Raw genomic sequence first — 637 nt, forward strand, 5'->3', positions numbered from 1 at the left:
ATCCAACAGGAATAGGATGATTTACCAGACGGATCGACCTGTATCGTTGTAAACTGGTCAAGCAACGACGGATATGTTTTATCTGATCCGTCAGGCTTAGGGATTACATTATAGTTAGTAGGAATACTTTCCAGTAAGATTTGGTTTAATGTGTAACCGCCGTATGAATAAGACCAGTTCAATGTCAACCGTGCAGCCAGACGTTTAAGGAGCAAGCGGGCATCTTTGCCATCAACACTTTGAAGTTTGCCGCTACTAACCTTTACATGTTCGAGGTGTAGGATATAAGGCATCTTGTTCATATTATCGGTAGGGATATTATTAATAACGGAAGCATCTATGGATAGCTTTTGAATATCTTCCAGTTTGTTGCTTGTTCCCAGACGAGGGCTTGCATTGCCGTCGCCCCAGGCTACGATAACCAACTGGCAGTCGTGGTTTTCAGCCAAAGAAAGGTTGATGGCGGAACCGGTTTGCTGCGTAACTGCACTTGGCATTCCACCAATGCGTTTGCCGGATTGATCGTATTGCTGTATTTCTAGATTATAGAGTTGATCCGGTTTCACCGAAACATCGCCTTTCGTTATGGCATGAGGTTGCAGCTCGTAGCTGAATGCTCCTTTCTCGGTTGATGTGC

1 pseudogene is annotated in these 637 nt (G+C 44.6%); it reads right to left on the minus strand.

What is annotated here, in order from left to right:
* Positions 1 to 637, minus strand: a pseudogene (locus HMPREF1536_RS27965) (DUF4906 domain-containing protein); the annotation flags it as partial.

The sequence above is a fragment of the Parabacteroides gordonii MS-1 = DSM 23371 genome (assembly GCF_000969825.1).
Taxonomy (GTDB): Bacteria; Bacteroidota; Bacteroidia; order Bacteroidales; family Tannerellaceae; genus Parabacteroides; species Parabacteroides gordonii.